This window comes from Pseudomonas sp. E1MeOHC2, from assembly GCF_058745025.1.
The window spans coordinates 4,012,409-4,034,933 of sequence record NZ_CP196675.1 but is presented as its reverse complement, the minus strand read 5'-3'; the positions used below and the strand labels follow the sequence as shown (position 1 = coordinate 4,034,933).

18 protein-coding genes are annotated in these 22,525 nt (G+C 65.4%); 12 read left to right on the top strand and 6 right to left on the bottom strand.

Annotated elements, in window-relative coordinates; all coding sequences use genetic code 11:
• The first annotated feature begins 17 nt into the window (after window positions 1–17).
• The 3 genes from ACSSU5_RS18315 to ACSSU5_RS18305 all read left to right on the top strand — a co-directional run bounded on the left by ACSSU5_RS18315 (window position 18) and on the right by ACSSU5_RS18305 (window position 3,057).
• Entirely contained in the window at window positions 18–800 is a 783-nt protein-coding gene (locus ACSSU5_RS18315) for an aldolase (RefSeq protein WP_264309648.1), read from the top strand.
• A 44-nt stretch (window positions 801–844) separates the two neighbouring features.
• Window positions 845–1,726 carry a dihydrodipicolinate synthase family protein gene (locus ACSSU5_RS18310; protein WP_492559445.1) on the top strand — a complete coding sequence of 294 codons (882 nt, stop codon included), beginning with the start codon at window positions 845–847 and terminating at the stop codon, window positions 1,724–1,726.
• A 116-nt stretch (window positions 1,727–1,842) separates the two neighbouring features.
• Window positions 1,843–3,057, top strand: coding sequence for a benzoate/H(+) symporter BenE family transporter (locus ACSSU5_RS18305; RefSeq protein WP_264309650.1), 1,215 nt, complete (start codon window positions 1,843–1,845; stop codon window positions 3,055–3,057).
• Here the strand turns inward: ACSSU5_RS18305 and ACSSU5_RS18300 are convergent, their stop codons facing one another.
• Window positions 3,058–4,374: a T6SS phospholipase effector Tle1-like catalytic domain-containing protein gene (locus tag ACSSU5_RS18300; protein ID WP_492559444.1), complete on the bottom strand. Its 1,317-nt coding sequence runs from the start codon at window positions 4,372–4,374 to the stop codon at window positions 3,058–3,060. It lies immediately after the preceding gene.
• 229 nt (window positions 4,375–4,603) lie between these two features.
• Between ACSSU5_RS18300 and ACSSU5_RS18295 the strand changes: the two genes are divergently transcribed.
• From ACSSU5_RS18295 to ACSSU5_RS18255, 9 genes are all read left to right on the top strand, one after another.
• Window positions 4,604–5,563: an AAA family ATPase gene (locus ACSSU5_RS18295; RefSeq protein ID WP_264309652.1), complete on the top strand. Its 960-nt coding sequence runs from the start codon at window positions 4,604–4,606 to the stop codon at window positions 5,561–5,563.
• A 4-nt stretch (window positions 5,564–5,567) separates the two neighbouring features.
• The gene (locus tag ACSSU5_RS18290) at window positions 5,568–6,512 is read left to right on the top strand and encodes a DUF58 domain-containing protein (RefSeq protein ID WP_264309653.1); all 945 of its coding nucleotides are present in this window, start codon (window positions 5,568–5,570) and stop codon (window positions 6,510–6,512) included.
• Entirely contained in the window at window positions 6,509–7,003 is a 495-nt protein-coding gene (locus ACSSU5_RS18285) for a DUF4381 domain-containing protein (protein ID WP_264309654.1), read from the top strand. Before ACSSU5_RS18290 ends, ACSSU5_RS18285 begins: the two co-directional genes overlap by 4 nt.
• A complete protein-coding gene (locus ACSSU5_RS18280; protein ID WP_264309655.1) occupies window positions 6,996–8,072 on the top strand; it encodes a vWA domain-containing protein in 1,077 nt (358 codons plus the stop codon). The genes ACSSU5_RS18285 and ACSSU5_RS18280 overlap by 8 nt, the downstream gene beginning before the upstream one ends.
• Window positions 8,069–9,787: a vWA domain-containing protein gene (locus tag ACSSU5_RS18275; protein WP_492559443.1), complete on the top strand. Its 1,719-nt coding sequence runs from the start codon at window positions 8,069–8,071 to the stop codon at window positions 9,785–9,787. The genes ACSSU5_RS18280 and ACSSU5_RS18275 overlap by 4 nt, the downstream gene beginning before the upstream one ends.
• Window positions 9,784–11,418, top strand: a complete 1,635-nt coding sequence (locus ACSSU5_RS18270) for a BatD family protein (RefSeq protein ID WP_492559442.1) — start codon at window positions 9,784–9,786, stop codon at window positions 11,416–11,418. The genes ACSSU5_RS18275 and ACSSU5_RS18270 overlap by 4 nt, the downstream gene beginning before the upstream one ends.
• A gap of 238 nt (window positions 11,419–11,656) precedes the next feature.
• The gene (locus tag ACSSU5_RS18265) at window positions 11,657–12,895 is read left to right on the top strand and encodes an exonuclease SbcCD subunit D C-terminal domain-containing protein (protein WP_264309658.1); all 1,239 of its coding nucleotides are present in this window, start codon (window positions 11,657–11,659) and stop codon (window positions 12,893–12,895) included.
• On the top strand, window positions 12,892–16,536 hold the full coding sequence (locus ACSSU5_RS18260) for an AAA family ATPase (protein ID WP_492559441.1): 3,645 nt from the start codon (window positions 12,892–12,894) through the stop codon (window positions 16,534–16,536). Before ACSSU5_RS18265 ends, ACSSU5_RS18260 begins: the two co-directional genes overlap by 4 nt.
• Window positions 16,533–17,126: a glutathione S-transferase gene (locus ACSSU5_RS18255; protein ID WP_492559440.1), complete on the top strand. Its 594-nt coding sequence runs from the start codon at window positions 16,533–16,535 to the stop codon at window positions 17,124–17,126. Before ACSSU5_RS18260 ends, ACSSU5_RS18255 begins: the two co-directional genes overlap by 4 nt.
• A gap of 71 nt (window positions 17,127–17,197) precedes the next feature.
• Here ACSSU5_RS18255 and ACSSU5_RS18250 read toward each other — a convergent pair whose 3' ends face one another.
• The 5 genes from ACSSU5_RS18250 to ACSSU5_RS18230 all read right to left on the bottom strand — a co-directional run bounded on the left by ACSSU5_RS18250 (window position 17,198) and on the right by ACSSU5_RS18230 (window position 22,489).
• Window positions 17,198–17,377: a hypothetical protein gene (locus tag ACSSU5_RS18250; RefSeq protein ID WP_264309661.1), complete on the bottom strand. Its 180-nt coding sequence runs from the start codon at window positions 17,375–17,377 to the stop codon at window positions 17,198–17,200.
• Window positions 17,378–17,524: 147 nt separating this feature from the next.
• Window positions 17,525–18,655, bottom strand: a complete 1,131-nt coding sequence (locus ACSSU5_RS18245) for a lactonase family protein (RefSeq protein WP_492559439.1) — start codon at window positions 18,653–18,655, stop codon at window positions 17,525–17,527.
• A complete protein-coding gene (locus tag ACSSU5_RS18240; RefSeq protein WP_264309663.1) occupies window positions 18,621–18,911 on the bottom strand; it encodes a DUF5629 family protein in 291 nt (96 codons plus the stop codon). The genes ACSSU5_RS18245 and ACSSU5_RS18240 overlap by 35 nt, the downstream gene beginning before the upstream one ends.
• 141 nt (window positions 18,912–19,052) lie before the next feature.
• On the bottom strand, window positions 19,053–21,428 hold the full coding sequence (locus ACSSU5_RS18235; RefSeq protein WP_264313954.1) for an efflux RND transporter permease subunit: 2,376 nt from the start codon (window positions 21,426–21,428) through the stop codon (window positions 19,053–19,055).
• Between the two features lie 20 nt (window positions 21,429–21,448).
• Complete coding sequence (locus ACSSU5_RS18230; protein ID WP_492559438.1) at window positions 21,449–22,489, bottom strand: YCF48-related protein; 1,041 nt, start codon at window positions 22,487–22,489, stop codon at window positions 21,449–21,451.
• Window positions 22,490–22,525: the final 36 nt, after the last annotated feature.

The window sequence follows — 22,525 nt, the reverse complement described above, 5'->3', positions numbered from 1 at the left end:
TCGTGCAGGTAACCCTCATGACCACCACCATGCAGACCCCCAAGGACCAGCTTGTCAAACGTGCCCAGCAGCAAATGCTGACTGCGTTGGCCGACAACGCCTACACCCCGCGCCAGAAGCTCGCACTGACCTGCCGGATTCTGTTCGACGGCGGCCACGATTCGGGCCTGGCCGGGCAGATCACCGCACGCGCACCGGAACCTGGCACCTATTACACGCAACAGCTTGGCCTGGGCTTCGACGAGATCTCGGCCTCCAACCTGCTGGTCGTGGACGAAGACCTGGCAGTGCTGCAAGGCCACGGCATGGCCAACCCCGCCAACCGTTTCCACAGCTGGCTGTACCGGGCACGCCCCGACGTGAACTGCATCATCCACACCCACCCGCTGCACAGCGCGGCCCTGTCGATGCTTGAAGTGCCGCTGGCGATCTCGCACATGGACCTCTGCCCGCTGTTCGACGATTGCGCCTTCCTCAAGGAATGGCCAGGCGTGCCAGTGGGCAATGAAGAAGGTGAGATCATTGCCAGGGCCATCGGTGACAAGCGGGCGATCCTGCTTTCCCACCATGGCCTGCTGATCGCCGGGCGCTCGATCGAAGAGGCCTGCGTGCTCGCCCTACTGTTCGAGCGCGCCGCCAGGATGCAACTGCTGGCCATGGGCGCCGGTGAAATCCGCCCAATCCCCGAAGCACTTGGCAAAGAAGCCCATGACTGGATTTCCACGCCAAAACGCCATGGTGCAGCGTTCAGCTACTACGCGCGCCGTGCCTTGCGTGCCCATGGCGACTGCCTGGGCTGATTGAAGCTGTATCCCTTCCTGAACAACGGCAAAGGTGCCTGGTCATGTCTACACCTGTAATTCGCGGCGTCATCGGCTACACCATCACCCCCTTCGCAGCAGACGGCTCGGTCGATCTGAACGCCCTGGGCACATCCATCGACAGCCTGATCCAGGCCGGCGTGCACGCCATCGCCCCCCTGGGCAGCACGGGCGAAGGTGCTTACCTGTCCGAGGGTGAATGGGAATCTGTGGTGCGCTACAGCCTGGAGAAGATCGCAGGCCGGGTACCCAGCGTGGTCAGCGTTTCCGACCTGACCACCGCGCGTACCGTGCAGCGTGCCCGCCTGGCCCAGGCGTGCGGGGCCACGGCGGTGATGGTGCTGCCCATTTCCTACTGGAAGCTGACCGAGGCCGAGGTGGTTGACCACTACAAGGCGGTCGGCGCCGCGATCGACATTCCGATCATGCTTTACAACAACCCGGGCACCAGCGGCACCGACCTCTCGGTGGAGCTGATCCTGCGTATTCTGGGCGAAGTCGCCAATGTCACCATGGTCAAGGAAAGCACCGGTGACATTCAGCGCATGCACCGCCTGTACACCGCGACCGAGGGCAAGGTGGCGTTCTACAACGGCTGCAACCCGCTCACCCTCGAAGCGCTGATTGCCGGCGCCACGGGCTGGTGCACTGCGGCGCCAAACCTGATCCCGGCATTGAACCTGGCCTTGTGGGACGCCGTGCAAAACGGCGAGCTGGCAGAAGCCCGCGCACTGTTCTACCGCCAGTACGAGTTGCTGGCGTACATCACCCAGCGCGGCCTGCCCACCACCATCAAGGCCGGGCTGAACATGCTTGGCCTGGACATGGGGGCGCCGCGCCTGCCCTTGCAGCCGCTGGACCCACAAGGCAGTGCCTACCTGAAAGGGTTGCTGGGTTTGGCCTAAAAATTGACGCAATACCTGTGGGAGCAGGCAGGCCTGCTCCCACACCGTTAGCGCCTTACAGCCGACCTTGTTCACTACACAGACTTTCATCAATCACATAAGCACGGAGGCCATTTGTGACAACGCCTGCTCAAAACCCATCAGCCTCGCTTGGGCTTACAGACATCCTGCACCCTGCCATCGCCGGGCTGGTTTCAGTCATCGTCAACTACGGCGGCACGTTCATCCTGGTGTTCCAGGCGGCCAAAGTCGCCGGGCTAAGCCCGGAACTGACGTCGTCATGGGTCTGGGCTGTGTCGATCGGGGTAGGTATTACCGGGCTTGCCTTGTCCTGGTACAGCCGCGAACCGCTGATAACAGCCTGGTCCACCCCGGCAGCCGCGTTTCTGGTCACTGCACTGGCCAGCGTTCCCTACGCCGAAGCCATTGGCGCATACCTGCTGTCCGCTGCTGGGTTCGTGGTGCTCGGCCTGACCGGATACTTTGAAAGGCTGGTCCGGATCATCCCAGGCGGGGTCGCGGCAGGGTTGCTGGCCGGCATTCTTTTGCAATTTGGCATTGGCGCGTTTGCCGGCTTGTCGGTTGACCCCATGCTGGCCGGGTTGCTTATCGCGGCTTATGTGGTGTTCAAACGCTTTACTGCCCGCTACGCGGTCGTAGGCATCCTCGCACTGGGCCTGGCGTATCTGCTGATCCAGGGGCAGGCAGGCCTTTCACAGCTCACGCTGGAGATCGCCACACCAGTGTTCACTGCCCCGGCCTTTACCCTCAACGCGGCCCTCAGCGTAGCGCTGCCGTTGTTCCTGATCACCCTGACGGGGCAATACATGCCCGGCATGCTGGTGCTGCGCAACGACGGTTTCAAGACCAGCGCCAACCCGATCGTCGCAGTCACCGGCCTGGGCTCCTTGCTCATGGCACCCTTTGGCTCGCATGCGTTCAACCTCGCGGCCATCACCGCTGCCATCTGCACAGGCAAGGAAGCGCATGAAGACCCGGCCAAGCGCTGGATCGCGGGCATCGCCGCTGGCATCTGCTACATCCTGGTGGGGGTGTTCGGCGTAACGCTTGCCAGTGTGTTCATGGCACTCCCTGCAACGTTCATCACCACCCTGGCTGGCCTTGCCCTGTTGGGCACCATCGGCGCCAGCCTGGCCAGTGCGGTGGCCGATGCCAGCACACGCGAGGCCGCACTGATCACCTTTCTGGCAGCCGCCGCCAATATCACCCTGCTCGGCATTGGCGGGGCCTTCTGGGGGTTGGTCATTGGCCTGTTGGCCTACGCGGTATTGAATGGGCGCACGCCCACGCTCAGCCGTAAAAAACCGTGATCAACCCTGCGGATTTGCATGCACCACCCGCCCCGCCTCGCCTGGCCGATTGACGAACAGCACGTCCAGCGTGCTGTTGCGCAACCCCTTCACTGGGTTCCAGTGCGCCGCCGTGTGAATGTACTTGTCGCGCAGCAGGCGCTGTTCGTCCTCGGTCAGGCCAGCGTCGGGGCGGGTACCCAAGGCAAAGCCATGCAGCTTGCGGCTGATTTCCAGCAACTCATCCGGCACGCGATGGGCCTCATCGCTGCCCAATGCGGCAAATGGCACGTCGGCGCGCAGGGCCAGCTCGCGCATGATGCTGAGGTAAACCCGGGACAGATGCCCCGCGACCTGCCGCTCGCGATACAACGCCGCATACACCTGCTTTTGCGCCTCGGCCGGCTTGCCGCCGGCAATCGGCTGCTCCCAGGTCAGTACCCGCGGCCGCGGTTCACCCAGCTCGCCAAACGCCGATGCCAGGACGGCACTGACAGCCGAGTAGGCACGGGTGCGCTCGACATGGGTACGCACAGGCACCTGCTGCGATAGCGGCTTGCACAGCAGCACCTGTTCCTGCATGTACGGCAGGTAGCCCCCGCCAATGTTCGAGTGCACGCCAGGCACGACAATGTCACCGTCGCTGCACACCAAGGGGAAGTTGTGCCGGCGCTCGTCACCGGCCACCAACTGCACCACCTGCCGCGCAATGCCCTCCCCCAGGCCCAGGCGCAAACCACCATGGCTATCGTCGGCGGGGTCGAAGTCACCCTGCAGGGGCGCAACAATGGCTGCCACGGTATCGAACAGGCCGATGAAATTAAGGGTGATGCCACACGCGCTGCCCAACAGGCTGCCATCGCCATCATTCAAGACATTGGCCAGGTGCCTGGCGGCTGCGGCGCCACGACTGAAACCAAACAGGTCGAACTCGATGCGTTCGAGCCGCGATTGCGGATGCGCCGCGCACCAATCACGCAACAGCTCGCCGATCGCCCTCAAGGCCTCGGCCACCCGCGCCTCGACCCCGCTGCGCCCGCGCCCGGTAGCCGCCGCAAAGCTGGAGTCCGGCTTCCCCAGCGTGGTGCCGACGCCCTCGACATACAACTTGAGAAAAGCCACTGTGCCCGCCGCAGGGCACCCGCCTGCCGGGTAAAGCGCATGCAACAGGGCCACGTTGCTGCGGGCATTGCCATAGCTGGCACCGGCCAGATGCCCCGGCGCTTGGCCCCAGGCCATGGCGTTGCCCTGGTTGTTACCGGTGCCATCGAAGAACACGCCGACACGCAAGGTCATTGGCGCGGTTTTAGCTGAGGTACGGCTGCTGTCTTCCATCATCCTGCATCCTGCTTGCCCAAAGAGCACCAGCAGGCGTCAGTACCTAGCAACAAGCCATCAGCCGACTCCGAACCCTGCGCAGGACTTCTCGCTATCGCCACACCCGACGCGCTGGATAAATTTGCCAGCCGCCATTGGTCGCCACCCCCCCGGATAGATTAAAGTATCACCCCTTGCCGAGGCGGCTGCTCCCAGCCCGCCTGCGCCCCAATACCAGGAACCGTCGCCGATGGAACACCGTGAAGCGCTTATCGCGCTGCGCACCTTTCTTTCCTCCCAGATCCTAGGCCAGGAGAAGCTGGTCGAGCGGCTGTTGATCGTGCTTCTGGCCGACGGCCACATGCTGGTCGAGGGCGCCCCGGGCCTGGCCAAGACCAAAGCCATCAAGGAGCTCGCCGAAGGCGTCGAGGCAGAGTTTCATCGTATCCAGTTCACCCCCGACCTGCTCCCGGCCGACATTACCGGCACCGAGATCTACCGCCCGGAAACCGGCAGCTTCGTGTTCCAGCAGGGGCCGATCTTCCACAACCTGGTGCTGGCCGACGAAATCAACCGCGCCCCGGCCAAGGTCCAGTCGGCGCTGCTTGAAGCCATGGCCGAGCGCCAGGTCAGCGTGGGCCGTAGTACCTACGACCTGTCACCGCTGTTTCTGGTCATGGCCACCCAGAACCCCATCGAGCAGGAGGGTACCTACCCGCTGCCCGAAGCCCAGCTCGACCGCTTCCTGATGCACGTAAAAATTGGCTTCCCCGACGCCGCAGTGGAACGGCGCATCCTGCTGCAGGCACGCGGCGAGGCGCTGGGCGGCGAGACCAAGCCCGAGCGCCGGGTCAGCCAGCAGGCGATCTTCGCCGCGCGCAAGGAAATCCTTGGCCTGTACATGGCCGACGCCGTCGAGGAGTACCTGGTGCAGTTGGTGATGGCCACACGCACCCCGGCCAAGTTCGACACCGAACTGGCCGACTGGATCGCCTACGGCGCCAGCCCGCGCGGCTCGATTTCGCTGGACCGCTGCGCACGTGCCCACGCCTGGCTGGCCGGGCGCGACTTCGTCAGCCCCGAGGACATCCAGGCGGTGCTGTTCGACGTGCTGCGCCACCGCATCATCCTGTCGTTCGAGGCCGAGGCTGCGGGGATCGACCAGGACCGGGTGGTCCAGCGCATCCTCGACGTCGTCGCCGTTGCCTGAGCCCATGCCCACCACACAGCTGGCCGAACCCGGCATCCGTATCGGCCTTGCCGAGCTGATCGACATGCGCCACCGCGTGCGCGAAATCCAGCTGTTTTCCCGGCCCGGCCAGCGCAGCCCGCTGGTGGGCCTGCACCATTCCAAACTGCGCGGACGCGGTGTGGACTTCGACCAGGTGCGCGTGTACCAGGCAGGCGACGATGTGCGCAACATCGACTGGCGGGTCACCGCACGCACCCAGGAGCCGCACACCAAGCTGTTTCACGAGGAGCGTGAGCGGCCAATCTTCATTCTCGTCGAGCAGAGCCAACGGCTGTTCTTCGGCTCGGGGCTGATGTTCAAGTCGGTGCTGGCGGCCCAGGCCGCAGCGCTGTTCGGCTGGGCCGCGCTGGGCCACAACGACCGCATCGGCGGGCTGGTGTTCGGCGACAACGAACACCACGAAATCAAGCCACGGCGCAGCAAGCAGAGCCTGCTGCAGCTGCTCAACCGCTTGGCCAAGGTCAACCAGTCGCTGCACACCGAAGCCATGCCCCAGCCCGACAGCCTTGGCCTGGCCCTGCGCCGCGCGCGTGAAGTGCTGCGCCCTGGCAGCCTGGCCATCGTCATCTGCGACGAGCGTGCGCTGACCGATCAGGTCGAGCAACACCTGGCCATGCTGTCGCGCCACTGCGACCTGCTGCTGCTGCCGGTCAGCGACCCGCTCGACCACGCCCTGCCCGCTGCCGGCCTGCTGCGCTTTGCCCAGCGCAGCGCGCAACTGGAGCTCGACACCCTCGACGCCAGCCTGCGCCAGGCTTACCGCCAGCAGGCCGAGGCGCGTATCGAGCGTTGGGAGCTGATGGCGCAAAAGCTGCGCGTGGTGCTGATGCCGCTGAGTACACAAAGCGAAATGATCGAGCAACTGCGCGAGTACCTGAATGCTCAACGTCCGGGGAGCAGTAAATGAACCCGCTGGACCAGTTGAACCCGCTGATTGCTCCGCAAGCAGTCGGGCTGTGGCCACCGGCGCCGGGTTGGTGGGTGTTGCTGGCGCTGCTGCCGCTGCTTGCCTGGGGCCTGTGGCGCATACGCCGTTGGCGCCCGGGCAAACGCCGCATCGTGCGCGCCGAGCAACCGCTCGACCCGGTACGCGTGGCGGCCCTGGCCGAACTTGCCCGCCTGCCACGCCCCTATGACGGCGCCCCCGCCGGTGCCTGGCTGCAGCAGATCAACGCCCTGCTCAAACGCCTGTGCCGCAGCCATTACCCCGGTGCCAACAGCCATACCCTCAACGGTCGCCAATGGTTGGCATTTCTCGACAACCGCTGCCCGGCCGCCGGCCTGACCCGCTGGATGGTGCTGGTCGAAGGCGCCTACAAGCCTGAGTGCAAGCTCGACGACAAAGCCATCGTCGGGCTCAGCCAGGCCGTCGAAACCTGGATCCGCAAGCATGTTTGAACTGGCCTGGCCGTGGATGTTCGCCCTGTTGCCGCTGCCCTGGCTGGCGCGCCTGGTGCTGCCCGCCGCCGACAGTGGCGAGCCGGTGCTCAAGGTGGGTTTCCTGAATGAACTGGAGGGCCTTGCCGGGCGCCGGGCGCGGCTGAACCTGCCGACCTGGCGCCAGCAAGCGCCTTTCGTCGTCATCTGGCTGCTGCTGCTGCTGGCAGCCGCTCGCCCGCAATGGCTCGGCGACCCTGTACCGGTGGCGGCCAGCGGTCGCGACCTGCTGGTGGCGGTGGACGTGTCCGGCTCCATGGACTTCCCCGACATGCAGTGGAAGAACGACGAAATCAGCCGCCTCGACCTGGTCAAGGCGCTGCTCGGCGACTTTCTCCAGGACCGGGAAGGCGACCGGGTTGGCCTGATCCTGTTTGGCAGCCAGGCCTATTTGCAGGCGCCGCTGACCTTCGACCGGCGTACCGTACGCACCTTCCTCGACGAAGCGCAGATCGGCATCGCCGGCAAGAACACCGCCATCGGCGATGCCATCGGCCTTGCGGTCAAACGCCTGCGCGAGCGTCCGGCACAGAGCCGGGTCCTGGTGCTGATCACCGACGGTGCCAACAACGGCGGGCAGATCCACCCGCTGACCGCCGCCCGCCTGGCCGCCCAGGAAGGCGTGCGCATCTATGCCATCGGCATCGGTGCCAACCCCGAGGCCAGCGGCACCCCCGGCCTGCTGGGGCTCAACCCAAGCCTTGACCTGGACGAAGCCTCGCTCAAGGAAATCGCCGAGATAACCCACGGCGCCTACTTCCGCGCCCACGACGGCGCCGAGCTGGTCGCCATCGGCGACGCCCTCGACCAGTTGGAACCGGTGGCCCAGCAACCGACCCAGGCGCGCACCGCCAAGGCGCTGTATGCCTGGCCACTGGCCCTGGCGCTGTTGCTCAGTGTGCTGCTGGTGGTGGCCGTGCAATGGCCAGACAACCGGCTGCAGCGCTTGCTGCGCAAACCGCGCTTTCTGCAGCCGCACCCGGAATGGCGCCAGCGCCTCAAACGCCTGCGCCTGAGGAAACGGCGATGATCGAACTCTGGCCACAATGGTTGCGCCCCCTCTGGCTGCTGGTCGTGCCGCTGCTCGGCTGGCTGCTGTTCAAGCTTTGGCACCGGCGCAAACGCGCCGGACGCTGGCAGATGATCCTGCCACCGGCCTTCCATGCCGTGCTGCTCGGGGGCGGTAGCGGCAGCACCAGCAAGCTGCCCTGGGTAGCACTGGGCCTGGCCTGGGCGCTGGTGGTACTGGCCCTGCTGGGGCCGAGCTGGCAACGCGTGGAGGAAAGCCAGCAGCGCCCGGCCGACCCACTGGTCATCCTGCTCGAACTGACCCCACAGATGCTCGCCGAGGACAGCCCCCCCAACCGCCTGGAACAGGCCCGGCGCAAGGTCCTCGACCTGCTCGAACACCGCCGCGACAGCCAGACCGCGTTGATCGTCTACGCAGGCTCCGCCCACACCCTGGTGCCGCTGTCCGATGACCTGGGCACCACGCGCAATCTGCTGGAGGCGATCGACCCCTCGATCATGCCCAAACCTGGCCAGCGCGCCGACCTGGCGGTGCAAAAAGGCCTGGCCTTGCTGGCCCAGAGCGGCCTGGGCCAAGGCCGCCTGCTGCTGATCGGCTCATCGCTCACCGCGCCAGAGCGCCAGGGCATTGTCCAAGCCCTTGGCCGCCAGGGCCCGAGCCTGCTGATGCTGGGCATCGGCAGCCGTGACGGCGCCCCGGTGCGACAGGCCAATGGCGAATTCCTCAAGGATGAGCAGGGCGGCATCCTGCTGCCACGCCTGGACAGCGCCAGCCTCAAGGCATTTGTCAGCAGCACCGGCGGGCGCTACCGCAATGCCCGGATCGACGACCTCGACCTGCGGGGCCTGGGCCTGTTCGACAACCCGCGTGCCTCGCGCAGTGACGGCCAGACTTTGCAACTGGACAGCTGGGCCGACCAGGGCTACTGGTTGCTGATTCCGCTGTTGCTGCTGGCGGCCTGCGCCGGCCGTCGCGGCTGGCTGTTCTGCCTGCCGCTGTTGCTGGCCCTGCCGCAGCCAAGCCAGGCCTTCGAGTTCAACGACCTATGGCTGCGCCCCGACCAGCAAGGCCAGCGCCTGCTCGAACAAAACCGCCCGGCCAGCGCCGCGCGCCATTTCCACGACCCGCAATGGCGCGGCATGGCGCTGTACCAGGCCGGTGATTACGCCGGTGCCGCCCAGGCCTTCTCCCAAGGCAACACGGCGGCAGCGCACTACAATCGAGGCAATGCCCTGGCCCGCAGTGGTGAACTGGAAGCCGCCCTGGACGCCTACGAACAAGCCCTGGAGCGTCAACCCGACCTAAAACCGGCACTGGACAACCAGGCACTGGTCCAGCAACTGCTGCAGCAGCGCGAAGCCAAGGCCCAAGAGCAACCCGCCAGCAGCGAAGCCCAAGGCACACCCGGCAGCGAGACCGAAGGCAACAGCAGTTCGGCCAGCAGCCCGGCCCAGGGCACGCCCGGCAGTGACGAACACGCCAGCGCCGAAGCACCGGGCGAAGGCAGCAACAACAGCCAGGCCACACCAGGCAATCAGGGGGGCGCCGACGACAACGTCATCCAGCCCCCCCAGCGCCCGGTGTCGACCAGCCTTGACGCCGAACAGCGTCAAGCCCTTGAACAGTGGCTGCGCGAGATCCCCGATAACCCGGCGGAACTGCTGCGGCGCAAATTCTGGTATGAACAGCAATTGCATCAGGACAATCCACGATGAGTCGCTTCGGCGTCTTTTTCCTCGGTTTCTTATGGGCCTTGATGGCCCAGGCCGAACCGATGCTGCAAGCCAGCGTCGACCGTACCCGCCTGGAGGCTGGCGAAAGCCTGGAGCTGACCCTTGAAAGCCAGGACGTGACCCAGTTCGGCAAGCCCGACCTGCGTGCCCTGGAAGGCGACTTCGAGGTGCGAGGCACACGCCAGCTGAACAGCCTGCACACCCTCGACGGCGAGACCCGCGCCAGCACCCGCTGGATCATCACCCTGCTGCCACGGCGCAGCGGCAGCCTGCGCATCCCGGAGCTGCAGCTGGGCCAGTCACGTAGCCAGGCCATCGACCTGCAAGTACTGCAGGCCGATGCCAGCCGCCAGGACAGCGCCTCCCAGGTGTTCATCGAGGCGACCCTGGACAGCAACGAGGTCTACGTCCAGGCCCAGGCTGTACTGACCCTGCGCATCTACCATTCGGTGGCGCTGTATGACGACAGTAGCCTCAGCCCGCTGCAGCTGGAAAACGCCAAGGTCGAGCCACTGGGCGAGTCGCGCACCTACGAGAAGGACATCAACGGCGTACGCCACGGGGTGATCGAGACCCGCTACGCCGTCTATCCGCAGCAGAGCGGCAGCCTTGAGGTTCCTCCACTGACCTTTAGCGCCACCGCCGCTGCCAGTGTCGACAACGACCAGCCGCCCTCCGCCGCCCCCCGTGCCGGCCGCCAGGTCCAGGTCAGCTCGCTGCCGCTGCGCCTGTCCGTGCGCCCGATTCCGGCGGCCTGGCCGGCCGGAGCGCCATGGTTGCCTGCGCGCAGCCTGTCCCTCGAAGAACACTGGAACCCCGACCCAGGCAGCCAGCAGACGCAGATCGGCGATTCCCTCACCCGCAACATCACCCTGCGCGCAGACGGTTTGTCCAGCACCCAGCTGCCACCGCTGCCGGCTACCGAAATCACCGGCCTGCGCCGCTACCCCGACCAGCCGCTGCTGCGCAACGAAATCAACGACCGCGGCATGACCGCCAACCGCGAAGAGCGCGAAGCCCTGGTGCCGACCCACAGTGGCAAGTTGGCCTTGCCAGCGCTGGAAGTGTCCTGGTGGAACACCCGCGAAGATCACCTGGAGCACACCAGCCTGCCGGCGCGGACTCTGGACGTGCAGGACAACCCGGCCCTGAGCGCCGACACCCCGGTAGGCGACAGCCGATCTGCCAACGCCCTGCTATGGCCCTGGCAGCTGGCCACGCTGGTGCTGGCCCTGACCACGCTGCTCGGCTTCGCCTTGTGGTGGCGAGCACGTTCGCAACCGGCAGTGCTGCGCGCAGCGCAACAGGGCCCCAGCCCACGCACCCTGCTGGACGACCTCAAGCGCGCCTGCCAGGCCAACGACCCCCAGGCCACGCGCCAGGCGCTCGACGCCTGGGCCCGCCAGCAACCGCAGACCCTGGCGGAGATGGCGGCGCGCTTCGTGCCGTTATCCGATGCGCTGGATGGGTTGAACGGGGCGTTGTATAGCGAGAGTGGGCAGTATTGGCAGGGTGAGGATCTGTGGCGGGCAATCGGGACGATTCCGCCGGCCGAGCAGGTGCTACTGCCTTCGGGGGAAACGGGGAGCTTGCCGCCGTTGTATCCGAAATAAGGATTGGGGATAGGGTTTGGAGGTGCATGGCGCGGCATTTTCTGCGCCTATCAGATCGAGCGCCGCGCGGGCGGCGCTCGATCTGATAGGCGCTGCAAAACTCAAGACATGCACATGCACACCCACACGCCCCCGACATGCACCCTCCCCCCCCCATTGAGTTACCATACCCCCCTGCGCACCGCCCACCATCCAAGCCAAGCCCCCGCTTGCTCGACTCGACACCAACAGGTCATCCATGCGTCTGTTTCATACCTCCGACTGGCACCTGGGCCAAAGCCTGCACGGCCAGGAACGCGACTTCGAACACGCCTGCTTCCTCGACTGGCTGCTCAGCCAGCTGCACCTGCGCCAGCCGGATGCGCTGCTGATCGCCGGCGACATCTTCGACACGGTCAACCCACCGGTAAAAGCCCAGGAACGCCTCTACGACTTCATCGTCCAGGCGCATGAGCAACAGCCCAAGCTGGACATCGTGATGATCGCCGGCAACCACGACTCCGGCTCCCGCATCGAACTGCCTGCAGCGCTCATGCGCCGCCTGCGCACCCACGCCCTGGGCCGTGTGCACTGGCTCGACGAAGGCCAGCTGGATGCCGAGCGCCTGCTGATCCCGCTGACCAACGCCCGCGGCAAGGTCTGCGCCTGGTGCCTGGCCCTGCCCTTCCTGCGCCCGGCGGAAGTCACCGGCCCGCAGTTGGGTGACGACTACCTGCAAGGCATCACCCAGGTGCACCAGCAACTGATTGCCGCAGCCCAGCAAAAGCGCAAGAAGGACCAGGCCCTGGTCGCCATCAGCCATGCCCACATGGCCGGAGGCGCGGTGTCGGAGGACTCCGAGCGCAGCCTGATCATCGGCAATGCCGAAGCCTTGCCGGCCAAGCTGTTCGACAAGGCCATCAGCTATGTCGCCCTGGGCCACCTGCACAAGCCGCAGAAGGTCAACCGCGAAGAACGCATTCGCTACAGCGGCTCGCCGATCCCGCTGTCGTTCGCCGAAATCAACTACCCCCACCAGGTGCTGGAGGTTGAGCTGGACGGCGCCGAGCTGGTCAGCGTCGAACCGCGCCTGGTGCCCCGCGCCGTGGCCCTGCAGCGCATCGGCCCGGCGCCGCTCGGCGAGTTGCTCGAACAACTGGCCGAACTGCCGGTGATCGACCTGCTCGAAGACCCCAATCGCCAGCCCTGGCTCGAAGTGCGCGTGGTGCTGGACGAACCGCAGCCCGACCTGCGCCAGCAGATCGAAGGCGCCCTGCAGGGCAAGGCCGTGCGGCTGATCCGCATCGGCGCCGAATACGCCGGGCGCGCCAGTGCCGAGGACGACGCGCTGGCGTTCGTCGAACTGTCCCAGATGACCCCGCAGGACCTGTTCAGCCGCGCCTGGGAACAGGCCTACGGCAACCCCGCCGATGAACAGGCCCTGGCCGACTTCGCCCTGCTGCTGCAGGACGTCCAGCTGGAAGAGGAACAGCCATGAAGATTCTCGCCATCCGCCTGAAGAACCTGGCATCCCTGGCCGGCCCGATCGACATCGATTTCACCGCCGAACCCCTGGCCAGCGCCGGCCTGTTCGCCATCACCGGGCCTACCGGTGCCGGCAAAAGCACGCTGCTCGATGCCCTGTGCCTGGCCCTGTTCGGCACCGTCCCGCGGCTCAACGACATCGGCCGCGAAGCCAAGGTGCCGGACGCCGACGGCGAAATTCCGACTTCCGACCCGCGTAACCTGGTGCGCCGGGGCACGGGCAGCGGCTTTGCCGAAGTCGACTTCGTCGGCATCGATGGCCGTCGCTACCGCGCCCGCTGGGAAGCCAACCGCGCCCGTGACAAGGCTAACGGCAAGCTGCAACACAGCCGCCAGAGCTTCTATGACCTGGACAGCGAGCAGGTCCTGGCCAGCGGCAAGAATGAATACAAGCAACTGGTCGAAGCACGCCTGGGCCTTAACTTCGAGCAGTTCACCCGTGCGGTGATGCTGGCCCAGAGCGAGTTCGGCGCCTTCCTCAAGGCCGACGACAAGGAACGCAGCGAGCTGCTGGAAAAGCTCACCAACACGGCGATCTATACCCGCCTTGGCCAGCGCGCCTTCAGCAAGGCCCGCGAGGCCGGCGAAACGCGCAATGCCCTGAAAGACCGTGCCAGCCACCTGCTGCCCATGCTCACCGAAGCCCGCGCCGAACTCGACCAGCGCCTGGAGCAGGCGCAGCAACAGTTCAAGGCCGACCAGGCGCGTGAGCGCCAGCTGGAACAACAACGTGCCTGGCTCAATGAACAGTGCCAGTTGCAGGTTCAGCAGGCCGAAGCCAGCGCAACCCTGCACGCCGCTGAACAGGCCTGGGAGCAACTGGCCGAACAGCGCCTGGACCTGCAACGCCTGGATCGCCTGGCGCCCCAGCGCCACCAGTTCCACCGTCAGCAGGCCTTGGCGGCGCAGCTCGCGCCACTGGCCAGCGCGGTCAGCGAACAACAGCGCCAGCAAAACGACCTGCAAGGCCGTACCGGCGAACTTGAGCAGGCACTCGAAGCCGCACGCCAAGCGCTGACCCAGGCCCAGGCCAGCCAGGGCGAAAACGCCCCGCGCTTGCGCCAGGCGTTCGCCGAGCAGGACACCCTCACCCGCCTGGAACAGGAACTGGGTAAAGTTCGCGAGACCGGCCAGCAGGCCGACCTGGCTGCCGCCGAGCTGCAACAACAGCTGCAGCAGCTTGAAGAACAGCAGCAGCGCGGCCAGCAGCAACTGGTGCAGATCGACGCAGCCCTGGCCGAAAGTACCCCCCTGGCCGCCCTCACCAGTGCCTGGCAGGCCTATCGCCCGCAGCTGCAACAGTTGCTGCAGATCGGCAACCGCCTGAACCACGGCCGTGAAGAACTGCCGGGGCTGCAGGCCCAGGCCAGCCAGGCCAATGCGCAACTGCAGGAACAGCGCGACGCCCTTGAGGTGCTGTTCCGCGAGGCCGCAGCAGAGCCCCAGGCCCTGGCCGAGCAGCTCGACCTGCTGGGTGGCATGCTGCAGGAAAACCGCAAGCAACAACGCGCCGTGGAAGAACTGTCCCGCCTGCATGGCCGCGAGCAAGAGCTGCAACAGGCTATCCACTCGCTGCGCGAACGCCAGCAGCAGGCCCTGCAGCAACGCCAGCAACTGATTGGCGAAGGCACCGCCGCCAAGGCCGAGCTGGAGGCCGCCGAGCAGGCGCTGACACTGACCCGGCAACTGCTGGAACGTCAGCGCCTGGCACGCAACACCAGCGTCGAGGAACTGCGGGCGCAGTTGCGCGATGGCGAACCGTGCCCGGTATGCGGCAGCGCAGAACACCCGTTCCATCAGCCCGAAGCGTTGCTGCAGAGCCTTGGCCGGCATGACCAGGCCGAGGAAGCCACGGCCCTGGCGCAGGTTGAGCAATTCAACACCCGCCTGATCGAGCTGCGCACCCAGGTGGGTGTGGTCAATGGCCAGATCAAGGAGTATCAGCACCAGCAGGGGCAACTGAACGAGCAGTTGCAGCCGTTGGCCGAGCAACTGGCCGCCCACGCCTTGTGGCCCGCCCTCAGTGCCCATGACGAAAAGGCCCGCAGTGCCTGGCTGGACAGCCAGCTGCGCCGCCTCGACCAGGAAATCGGTCGCGACGAACAACGCCAGGCCACCCTGCTGACCCTGCAAAGAGACGCTGCCCGCCTCAACCAGCAACTGCAAAACGCCAGCGAAGCCCAACAGCAGGCGCAACGCCGCCTGGACCAGCAGCACCAGGCCCTGGCCGCCGACCAGGAGCGCCTCGAACAGGCCCTGGCCGATTTCGCGACCTTGCTGCCGCCCCCTGTGCTGCAGGCCCTGCGCGATGAGCCGGCGCACGCGTTCCTCAGCCTCGACCAGCAGATCGCCCAGCGCCAGCAACAGCTGGACCAGCAGAAGGACGAACTGCACGAACAACAGCAACGCCTGCAACAACTGGAGCGCCTGCACGACCAGCAGCAAACCCGCGTCCAACGCCAGCAGGAACTGCAACAGCAGATCAGCGGGTTGGCCGAGCAGATGGCCAAGGCCCGCGCCGCACTGGCCGCGCTGTTGGGCGAACACGCGCGCGCCGAAGACTGGCAGCGCCAACTGGAGCAACAGGTGGAGCAAGCCCGCGCAGGCGAAGCCGAGACCGCCGAGCGCTTGCAACAGGCCCGTACGCAAGCCCTGCAACTGGCCGGCGAGCTCAAGGCCAACCTCGCCCGCCAGCAGACGCTGGAACACGAACACCAGCAACTGCAGGGTGAAATCGCCCAATGGCGCGCCGAACACCCCGAGCTCGACGACAGTGGCCTCGACCGCCTGTTGGCCATGGACGATGCGCACGTGGGCGAACTGCGCCAGTGCCTGCAAGCGGCGCAAAAGGCTATCGAACAAGGCCGCGTGCTGTTGCAGGAACGCGCACAGCGGCTGCAGCAACATGCCGCGCAAGCCAACGTCGAGGCCACGGCCGAGGCGCTGGAGCAGTCCCTCGCTGAACTGCGCCAATTGCTCGCCAACCATGAACAGCAGTGCGCCGAACTGCGCGCCGCCCAGGCTGAGGACCAGCGCCGCCAACAGGCGTACCAGGCGCTGGCTGAGGAAATCGAACAGGCCCACCAACAGTGGCAGCGCTGGGCGCGCCTCAATGCATTGATCGGTTCGGCCTCCGGCGACGTCTTCCGCAAGATCGCCCAGGGTTACAACCTCGACCTGCTGCTGCACCATGCCAACAGCCAGTTGCGTCAGCTGGCGCGTCGTTATCGCCTCAAGCGTGGCGGCAGCGCCCTCGGCCTGCTGGTGCTGGACACCGAGATGGGCGATGAGCTGCGCTCGGTGCATTCGCTGTCAGGGGGTGAAACCTTCCTGGTCTCGCTGGCCCTGGCCCTGGGCCTGGCGTCGATGGCGTCGAGCACCCTGCGTATCGAATCGCTGTTCATCGACGAAGGCTTTGGTAGCCTCGACCCTGAGTCGCTGCAACTGGCCATGGATGCCCTCGACGGCCTGCAGGCACAAGGGCGCAAGGTCGCGGTGATCTCCCACGTGCAAGAGATGCATGAACGCATTCCGGTGCAGATCCAGGTGCGCCGCCAGGGCAACGGCCTGAGCGACGTCGAGGTGTGCGGGTGATCCTCTACTCGTTCCGCCGCTGCCCCTGGGCCATGCGCGCGCGCCTGGCCCTGCGCTACGCCGGGTGCGAGGTGAAGATCGAGGAAGTGGCGATGAAGAACAAGCCCGCCGCACTACTGGCCTTGTCGCCCAAGGGCACGGTGCCGGTGCTGGACACCGGTGCGAGCGTGTTGGAAGAGAGCCTGGACATCATGCGCTGGGCGCTGCAACGCAACGACCCACAGGATTGGCGGCTACTGGCCAACCCTGCGGCGGCGCAACAGGCCGAGGCGCTGATCGCCCGTAACGACAGCACGTTCAAGGCGCAGGTGAACCTGTACAAGTACGCCGAGCGTTACCCCGAACATACCCGCGAGCACTACCGCCAGCAGGCTGAAGCTTGGTTGGTAGAGCTCGAAGGCTTGCTTGAAGGGCGTGCTTACCTGCTGGCCGATCACCCGAGCCTGGCCGATGCCGCCTTGCTGCCCCTGATGCGCCAGTTTGCCGGGGTCGAACCGCAGTGGTTCGCCGAGGCGGCTTATCCGCGGGTGCGGAGCTGGCTGGAGGGGTGGCTGGCGTCGGATCTGTTCAAGGCGGTAATGGCGCGATAGCTATCAGACTCGGCGCGAAACCTGTGGGAGCGGGCAAGCCCGCGCCCACGGGTTCAGTGCTCACAGGCGTGTCAGTGACTGTGCTTGCCACTCAACGCCGCATAAAAATTCGCGCTCTGACGCAGGTACTGCTCGGTATAGCTGTGGGTAGCGGACGCCTTGCTGCTGTTGTCAGCATGGGCATGCGCTGGCAGCACGACCGAAGCGGAAATGGCGGATGCGGCGATGACCGGGAAGAGATTGAAGTTCATGTGGGCTGACCTCGACTGCGGTGGTTTGACGTTGGCCCTTCTGGGCCTTGGGTCAAACTTACGCCGCCAAGGTCGCGCCTAGAAATTCATTGCGACAGTAACCATTATCACGCTGATCGATAGTCGCTGAGACAGCCCTTGAGATCGTCACTCGATGAATTTCAAGTCCGACGGCGCATCCTGGGTCAGCGTCTGTACCGTATCACCGAGCTCGCCGGTACGCGGGTCGCGGCGCATGACCACGATCTGGTTGCTCTTCTGGTTGGCTACCAGGAGGAAGTTGTCGCTAGGGTCGAGGGCAAATTCCCGAGGGTGATCGCCCTCGACCGAACGGCGCTGCAACAACGCCAACTGGCCATCGTCCTTGCCCACGCTGAACGCCACGATCTCGTTGGCCGTGCCGCGATTGCTCACATACAGGAAACGCCCATCCGCCGACAGGTGCAAGCCGCCAGCCGCTTTGGCCGCAGCCTCCTGGCTCTGCGTCAGCGGCAGGCGCTGACGCTCGACGAGGTTGCCGTCCTGGGCATCGAACATCACCACCTCGGCGCTCATTTCCAGGGTCAGGTAAGCGTGTCGCCCCTTGGCGTCGAACAGCAGGTGGCGCGGGCCGCTGCCCGGCGGCAAGGCCACCGAAGCGGGAATTGCCGGGGTCAGCGGATGGTCCGCGCTGGCGCCATCGTAGCGATAGATAAACACCTTGTCGGCGCCCAGGTCGCAGGCATACAGGTGCTGGCCATCCGGCGACAGCACCAGCGAGTGCACATGGGCACCGGCCTGGCGTTCGGGATTTACGCCGCTTGGTGTGTGCCGGGCCTGCTGCACCACATCCTTGAGCTTGCCGTCCTTGGCCACCGGGATCACCACCAGGCTGCCGCCGGGGTTTGGCTGGACAGCGTAGTTGGCAACGAACAGGTAGCGCTGGTCACGACTGAGGCTGGCGTGGGTTGGCTCGTCGCCCCGGGTGGCCACCTGGTTCAGCGGTTTGATCTGGCCCTTGCTGCTCAGGCTGAAACTGCTGACGTGCCCCTGCGCGGTTTCGTTGACCGCAAACAGTTGGCGCTGGTCGGCCGAGAGCACCAACCAGGAGGGGCTGACGCTCTTGACCACCTGCTGCGGCGTGGGGTCGATATGGCCGCTCTTGCTGTCGAACTGGTAACGGTAGATACCTTGGCTCGCACCATCGGTGTAGCTGCCCACCAGCAGTGTGGCAGCCTGGGCGTTGAGGGTCAGGGTCATGAGGCTAGCGGTCAGCAGGCTCGTCCAGGTCCGGTTCATCGTGGTCTTCATCCGGGGCGCGAAAGGCACTCATACAGACTAGACGATGCTCGCCCTGGGCATCGTTTAGCTGCCACTCGTCACCGCTGGCAATGGCGGCGGCGACCTGTTCGGGGGTGAAGGCCCAGCGACGGAGCTGGCGGCCATCCATGCATTCGACGGTGAGGCCGGTTTCGTTGGACGTGAAGTCGAAGGCGTGCAGGCCATCGATCAGCAGCATGTCGCAGGATGCGAGGGCGGTGGCGAGGGGGGACATGGGGGTACCAATTTGAAATGTGGCGGCATTATAACCCTGGGGCTGCTGTGCAGCCCATCGCGACGCAAGGCCGCTCCCACAAGTACAGCGCCTACCTGACGAGCTGCACCTACTGTGGGGCCGCAAAGCGGCCCCCTGCAATCAATGGGCGAAAATAGACCCGCCCTCCTTGCCCACCATCTTCTCCGGCTTGATCAGGAACCGCGCCAGCGCCGGCAGCAGCCACAGCGCACCGAACATGTTCCACAGCAGCATGAAGGTCAGCATCAGGCCCATGTCGGCCTGGAACTTGATGGCCGAGAAGATCCAGGTGCACACGCCAATTGCCAGGCACAACCCGGTGAACAACACCGCCTTGCCGGTCGAACGCAGGGTTTGGTAATAAGCCTCCTGCAACGGCAGGCCTGCGCGCAGGAAGCTTTCCAGACGGCTGTAGATGTAGATGCCGTAGTCCACGCCAATGCCCACACCCAAGGCCACCACCGGCAACGTCGCGACCTTCACACCAATGCCCATGTAGGCCATCAGCGCATTACCCAGCACCGAGGTCAGCACCAGCGGCAGGACGATGCACAGGGTCGCCGCGAACGAGCGGAAGGTGATCAGGCACATGACTGCGACGCAGATGTACACCAGCACCAGAATGGTCAGTTCGGCCGACTTGATCACCTCGTTGGTGGCCGCCTCGATCCCAGCGTTGCCCGCCGCCAGCAGGAACTGCAAGCCCTCCTTGTTATGGCTGTCGGCAAAGGCCTTGGCTGCGGCGGTGACCCGCTCCAGGGTCTCGGCCTTGTGGTCGTTGAGGAACACCAGCACCGGCGCCAGCGAGCAATCGGCGTTGTACAGGCCGTCGGCGCGGGCGATGGAATTGTTGAGGATGTCCGGGTTGCGCGACAGGGTCTCCCATTTCAGGCTGCCCTCGTTCATGCCCTTGATCACCTGCTTGGACACGGTCACCAACGAGATCGCCGACTGCACGCCCGGGGTGTTTTCCATGGTCCACATCAGCTCGTCTATCGGTGCCATGGTCGAGTGGATCGAGCAACTTTCCGACGGCGTCTTGACCATGATCACCAGCACGTCCGAGCTGGTCGAGTAGTTGCTGATGATGAAGTTGTTGTCCTGGTTGTAGCGCGAGTCCGGGCGCAGTTCCGGCGCGCCCTGGTCGAGGTCGCCGATTTTCAGGTTCTGGCTGTACCAGAGGCCACCGGCGAACATCACCAGGGCCAAGGCAACAGACACCGGCGCCACTTTGGCACTGGCGAAGTTCGACAGCAGGCGCCAGAACGGGTGCTCGCGGGTCGCATCCTTCTTGCTGCGCTCGACGGCCTTCTTGCTGATGCCGACGTAGGAAATCGCCACCGGCAGCAAAATGAGGTTGGTAAAGACAATCACCGCCACACCGATCGAAGCGCCGATGGCCAGCTCGCGGATGACCCCGATGTCGATAATCAGCAGGGTGATGAAGCCCACCGCGTCGGCGAGGATGGCGATCATCCCCGGCAGGAACAGTTGGCGGAAGGTGCGCCGGGCAGCGGTCAGGGCATTGTCGGCGTCGCTCGACTGCAGGGCGATGCCGTTGATCTTCTGCACCCCGTGGGAAATGCCGATGGCAAAGATCAGGAAGGGCACCAGCATCGAGTACGGGTCCAGGCCGAAGCCCACCGCATGCATCAACCCCAGTTGCCAGACCACCGCCACCAGGGTGGTGATGAGCACGGCAATGGTGCTGCGGATGCACCAGGTGAACCAGTACAGCAGCACCCAGGTGATGCCCAGGGCCACGCCGAAGAACAACGCCACCATCACCAGGCCGTCGATCAGGTCGCCGACTTTTTTGGCGAAGCCGACGATATGAATCTTCACGTTGGGGTTCTGCGCCTGGAACTTGTCGCGGATCTTTTCTTCAAGCTGGTGCGAGAACTGCTGGTAGTCGAGCTTGACCTGCTTACCCTGGTCCTGCGGGTCGGGGTAGCTCTCCAGCAACGGCACATCGACGATGCTGGACTTGAAGTTGTTACCCACCAGGCGCCCCACCTGGCCGGACTTGAGCACGTTGTCGCGCAACGCGTCGAGGCTTTCGGCCGAGCCGTTGTAGGTATTGGGGATCACCTCGCCACCGGAGAAGCCTTCTTCGGTCACCTCGGTCCAGCGCACGCTGGGGCTCCACAGCGACTTCAGCCCGGCGCGATCGACACCGGGGATATAGAACACCTCGTCATGGATCTGGCGCAGGGTCTCCATGTAGTCCTTGTCGAAGATGTCACCGTTGACCGCCTCCACCGAAATTCGCACGGTGTTGCCAAGGTTGGCCAGGTCGTTGCGGTGCTCCATCATCTGCTCGATGAATGGGTGTTCGAGCGGGATCATCTTCTCGAAACTGGTCGAGGGCCGAATCTGCGTGGCCTGCCAGAACAGGAAGATGCTGACCAGCACGCACAGGGCGATGACCACGGGGCGGTTGTTGAAGATCAGGCGTTCGAGCAGCGTAGCCTTGTCCTGGTGATGCGGGTGCATGGTGATGCTCTCCCTGCTGGTCATGGACGTGGCTCCTTGGCAGCTTGGTCGCCACCTTCGGCGGTGGCCAGGTGCACGCCGCCCTGCCCCACCAGCAGCAAGCCGCCCGTGGTCAGGCCAGTGACGCCGGCCAGGGCAATGCGATCGGCACGGTTATAGACGCTGAAGGTCTGCCCGTCGTCATGGCTGCGCAACACACTGCCGCCGTTACCGACCAGCACCACGCTGCCATCATCGACAAGCGTAGCGCTTGCCAGGCCGAATTCGAGGGAGCCGCGCGCGGCCTTGAGCTCGATCGGCTGCCAGCTATCGCCGAAGTCGGTAGAACGGAACAGGTTGCCGCGCAGGCCGTAGGCCAACAGCGTCCGTGGCTGGGCGGTGCCGATCACGCCGAACAGCGAGCCCTCATAGGGGCCCTCGACCTTGGACCAGCTCTGGCCGTTGTCGCTGGAGCGGAACATGCTGCCCTGCTCGCCAACGATGAACAGGCCGGCGTCCTTGATTGCGGCAATGCCGTTGAGGTGAAACTGGTCGGCGTTGTCCAGCCGCTCGGCGACGTCCTGCCAGTGCTGGCCGCCGTCGGTGGTTTCCAGCAGTGCGCCATAGGCGCCCACGGCAAAGCCATGCTGGGCGTCGAGGAAGGTGACATCAAGCAACGGGGCTTCACGGGACAGGTCTTCGAACTGCTTGCTCCAGGTCGCGCCGCCATCGGTGCTGGCGAGGATCTGCGCGTCATGGCCGACCGCCCAGCCGCGTTTGTCGTCGAGGAAGAACACGGCGGTGAGCAGTTGCCGGGTGGGTACCCGGGCCTGGGTCCAGGTCTTGCCCTGGTCGTCGGAGAACAGGATGTGCCCGCGATCACCGACCACTACCAGGCGCTTGCCGGCCTGGGCAGCATCGATCAGCAGGCTCTGGCTGGCCTGGGCCGATTCGGTCGAGTATTCGTCGGCGGCAGCGGCTTCGACACTGCCTGTCCACATGCCCAATGCCAGCGCCAGCATCGCACCGGCGGCCAGCGGCCAGGCTCCACGCCTGGTCTGCGCCATTAGCTGCTCCCTCATGACTGTCCCCTGTTGTGTTCTTCTTAGTGGGTCAAT

Bases quoted from the DNA above. Each gene is read 5' to 3' on its own strand.
- ACSSU5_RS18235 (WP_264313954.1), bottom strand. From the start codon at position 21,428: ATGCACCCGCATCACCAGGACAAGGCTACGCTGCTCGAACGCCTGATC.
- ACSSU5_RS18240 (WP_264309663.1), bottom strand. From the start codon at position 18,911: ATGTCCCCCCTCGCCACCGCCCTCGCATCCTGCGACATGCTGCTGATC.
- ACSSU5_RS18245 (WP_492559439.1), bottom strand. From the start codon at position 18,655: ATGAACCGGACCTGGACGAGCCTGCTGACCGCTAGCCTCATGACCCTG.
- ACSSU5_RS18300 (WP_492559444.1), bottom strand. From the start codon at position 4,374: ATGATGGAAGACAGCAGCCGTACCTCAGCTAAAACCGCGCCAATGACC.
- ACSSU5_RS18260 (WP_492559441.1), top strand. From the start codon at position 12,892: ATGAAGATTCTCGCCATCCGCCTGAAGAACCTGGCATCCCTGGCCGGC.
- ACSSU5_RS18265 (WP_264309658.1), top strand. From the start codon at position 11,657: ATGCGTCTGTTTCATACCTCCGACTGGCACCTGGGCCAAAGCCTGCAC.
- ACSSU5_RS18230 (WP_492559438.1), bottom strand. From the start codon at position 22,489: ATGAGGGAGCAGCTAATGGCGCAGACCAGGCGTGGAGCCTGGCCGCTG.
- ACSSU5_RS18285 (WP_264309654.1), top strand. From the start codon at position 6,509: ATGAACCCGCTGGACCAGTTGAACCCGCTGATTGCTCCGCAAGCAGTC.
- ACSSU5_RS18275 (WP_492559443.1), top strand. From the start codon at position 8,069: ATGATCGAACTCTGGCCACAATGGTTGCGCCCCCTCTGGCTGCTGGTC.
- ACSSU5_RS18310 (WP_492559445.1), top strand. From the start codon at position 845: ATGTCTACACCTGTAATTCGCGGCGTCATCGGCTACACCATCACCCCC.
- ACSSU5_RS18295 (WP_264309652.1), top strand. From the start codon at position 4,604: ATGGAACACCGTGAAGCGCTTATCGCGCTGCGCACCTTTCTTTCCTCC.
- ACSSU5_RS18250 (WP_264309661.1), bottom strand. From the start codon at position 17,377: ATGAACTTCAATCTCTTCCCGGTCATCGCCGCATCCGCCATTTCCGCT.
- ACSSU5_RS18270 (WP_492559442.1), top strand. From the start codon at position 9,784: ATGAGTCGCTTCGGCGTCTTTTTCCTCGGTTTCTTATGGGCCTTGATG.
- ACSSU5_RS18290 (WP_264309653.1), top strand. From the start codon at position 5,568: ATGCCCACCACACAGCTGGCCGAACCCGGCATCCGTATCGGCCTTGCC.
- ACSSU5_RS18315 (WP_264309648.1), top strand. From the start codon at position 18: ATGACCACCACCATGCAGACCCCCAAGGACCAGCTTGTCAAACGTGCC.
- ACSSU5_RS18280 (WP_264309655.1), top strand. From the start codon at position 6,996: ATGTTTGAACTGGCCTGGCCGTGGATGTTCGCCCTGTTGCCGCTGCCC.